Here is a 3,067-nt window from a genome sequence, read left to right as displayed (position 1 = left end):
ATATGTGAGATCTTATTATTGCAGCGTAATAGCTGCTTCCTCAATTATTAATTCTTAATTATTCATTATTAATTCGTCAGCGGATAGCTGGCTTCCGCCCGCTCAATCTCCGCCTGCGCTACCTGCACGCCTGCATACGCCTGTAAAGATTCCAGCCGGGCATTGGTGAGCTGCTGCTGCGCATCAAGCAGCTCTATATACAGCAGCTGTCCTTCTTTATATACCTTCAGCTGATCACGGTAATATTTTTCAGCTAATTGCAGCTGGATCTGCGCGCTGTTATAATTGCTTTGTGCAGTACGGTAGTTATTGGAGGCAGTGTTCAGCTCCAGCTGTAACGACTGTGCCGTTTCATCATACGCGGCCTTTGCAGTAGCGGCGTCCATGGCCGATTGTTTGGCGCGGTTACGCCGCTGGCCGCCGGTAAAGATGTTCCACTGCAGGTCAAGTCCCCAGATATAATAGCGTGATGCGCTGTTGAAGTTAAAGTTATAAGCCTGTGAGCCCAGGTCCAGGAAGGTGCTGAGCTTGGGCACCAGAGTATTTTGCTGCATTTTCTGCTGCAGCAGCGCCATGCTGCGGGTTTTATCTATTTGCAGCAGCTCTTCCCGGCCGCTGATATCGGTACTTACGTTAACAGATGTACGCTCTGTTACGGCCAGCGCTGCGCTGTCTATCATCACACTGTCTGTTAAAGGCCGGTTCAGTAAAAAGTTAAAATAAGCGCGTGCATTCTGCTGGTTGTTGCGTGCAGCAGTAATGGCGGCCAGGGTTTTCTCCTGTTCTGTTTGCGAGCGGGTAAGTGCGGTGCTGTTACGTACACCGTTCCGTAACATGCTTTGATTTACGCGGATGTTCTCCTGCACCAGCAGCAATGCATTGTTGTAAATATCCACGGCGCGTACTGCCTGGAAGTATTGATAGTAGGCCGATTTAATGTCTTTCACCAGCTGGCGTTTGTACACATTCACGGCAGCCTGCTGCCGGGTAATATCCTCCTGCCGGATCTTATTGGCATACCATATTTCTGAGTTGATCAGTGGGAGAGAGGTGCGCAGCTTGGCGTCGTAAAAGTTATCCGGACTTAGTTGCACGGATGTGTTTTCGATGTTGGGAAATTTCTGCGAATTGGTGAGCTGGTTCAGCGTGGCATATACAGGGTTCATCAGGTCGCCGGTAGGTATGTCAATGGTACGGCCGCCGCTGGCTTTGGTGTAAGTACCCAGCAGGCTTACCTGCGGCAGGTACATGCCCCTGGCTTCCTGCAGGGCGTATAACGATCTTTCCAGCTGAAAGTTCCGTTGCTGTAAGGCCTGGTTATGAGCAAAAGCATCCTGTATATACTGCTCCAGCGGCCCTGGCTGGGCTTTTGCAGGTAATGCTGCCATACTAACCAGCACTATTAATATGACTGTTAGTAATCTTTTGATCTTCGTTGACATAATGAACACTGTTTAGTATATGGGCAAAAAAAAGGGAAGCCAATTCCCTCTTAGATTTTTATCATTTTTAAATACTCATCAATAGTAGCATCAATGGCGCCCGCAATCCCATCCTCTTCCATGTTCATCACTTTCAGGCGGCAGCGCACATTCAGCGATACCAGGCCGTGAACCATAGACCACATAGACAGCGCCGCAACAGATTTGTCCTTAAACCGCAGCAGCTTCTGGTCAATACCCTGCTGTATCACCTCCAGCAAAAAGTTGAAACAGTTATCCCCGTTATCCCAGGCTTCGCTGCCATCCGGCCTTTCCAGCTTCTTCATAGGAGAGCGGATAATGAACATCAGGTCGTACAGGTCAGGTTGTTCCAGGCCGAACTGCACATATGTTTTAGCTATTTGTTCTATTCTTTTCAGGGGGCTTCTGCTGGTGGCTTTTTCCTTAAAAGCCTCGAACAGCTGCTCAAAGGCCTGCGTCTGCAGATCGTACAGCAGCTCGTCCTTATCTTTATAGTACAGGTATATGGTAGCAGGACTATACTCTATTTTTTCAGCAATGTTGCGGATGGAGGTTTTTTCATAACCCACTTCCAGGAACATGCGCATAGATGCCTCCATGATCAGCCGTTTCATTTCCAGCTTTTCCCTTTCCTTTCTGTCTGCGATGCCCATGTTAATTTGTTTACGACGCAAACTTACTGAACAGTGTTTAGTAAACCAAATAAATTTTCATGCAATAATATTTACTTTCATTCGTCTTTAAACCGTCAGGCCATTCAACTATCAATAATAAAGGAAACTAACCACTATGACACACACCATCCTCGGCGCCGGCGGCGTCATTGCCACAGAGTTAACGAAAGAGCTATTAAAGAACGGACAATCTGTAAAGCTGGTAAGCCGTCAGCCCAAAGCCCTCTCCGCAAAAACAGATATAGCTGCGGCAGACCTTACCAATTATGAACAAACCAAAGCCGCCGTAAGCGGATCAAACGTAGTATACCTGTGCGCCGGCCTGGTGTATGACCGCAAGGTGTGGGCCGCCTCCTGGCCTAAGATAATGCAGAATGCCATAGACGCCTGCAAAGCTGCCAACGCCCGCCTCATTTTCTTTGATAATGTTTATATGTATGGCCTGGTGAACGGGCCTATGACAGAGGATACGCCCTATAACCCCATCAGCAAAAAGGGCGAGATCCGTGCGCAGATAGCCAACCGCTTAATGAACGAAGTAAAAGCAGGCAACCTGCAGGCCAGCATTGCACGATCCGCGGATTTTTATGGTCCTGGCGCCGATACCACAGGCATTCTCAACAACCTGCTCATCAATAATATGCTGAAAGGTAAAAAAGGAATGTGGCTGGGCAATGACGAGCTGCCTCACAGTTACACCTACACGCCGGATGCCGGCAAAGGCATGTACCTGCTGGGGCAAACACTGGCCAGCGATAACCAGGTATGGCATCTGCCTACTTATAATCCTGCCCTTACGGGTAAACAGTATGCCGCGCTGATAGCAGAGCAGCTGCAGGTAAAACCGGCTTATTCAAAATTGGGCAGTTTTATGGTGAAGATGGCCGGCGTTTTTAATACCACTATTGGCGAGCTGCATGAAATGCTGTA

At 48.5% G+C, this 3,067-nt stretch carries 3 protein-coding genes; 1 reads left to right on the top strand and 2 read right to left on the bottom strand.

Annotation, left to right across the window (positions count from 1 at the left end):
• Positions 1–68: 68 nt before the first annotated feature.
• Both VIM87_RS00090 and VIM87_RS00085 read right to left on the bottom strand, forming a co-directional pair.
• On the bottom strand, positions 69–1,442 hold the full coding sequence (locus VIM87_RS00090) for a TolC family protein (RefSeq protein WP_331994989.1): 1,374 nt from the start codon (positions 1,440–1,442) through the stop codon (positions 69–71).
• A gap of 50 nt (positions 1,443–1,492) precedes the next feature.
• Entirely contained in the window at positions 1,493–2,116 is a 624-nt protein-coding gene (locus VIM87_RS00085; RefSeq protein WP_331994988.1) for a TetR/AcrR family transcriptional regulator, read from the bottom strand.
• Positions 2,117–2,252: 136 nt separating this feature from the next.
• Between VIM87_RS00085 and VIM87_RS00080 the strand changes: the two genes are divergently transcribed.
• Positions 2,253–3,067, top strand: an 815-nt coding sequence (locus tag VIM87_RS00080) for an NAD-dependent epimerase/dehydratase family protein (protein ID WP_331994987.1), incomplete at its 3' end; no start/stop codon positions are given.

This window comes from Chitinophaga sp. (genome assembly GCF_036569125.1).
Classification (GTDB): domain Bacteria; phylum Bacteroidota; class Bacteroidia; order Chitinophagales; family Chitinophagaceae; genus Chitinophaga.
The sequence above is the reverse complement of the archived record's forward strand: the minus strand, read 5'-3'. Positions and strand labels throughout refer to the sequence as shown.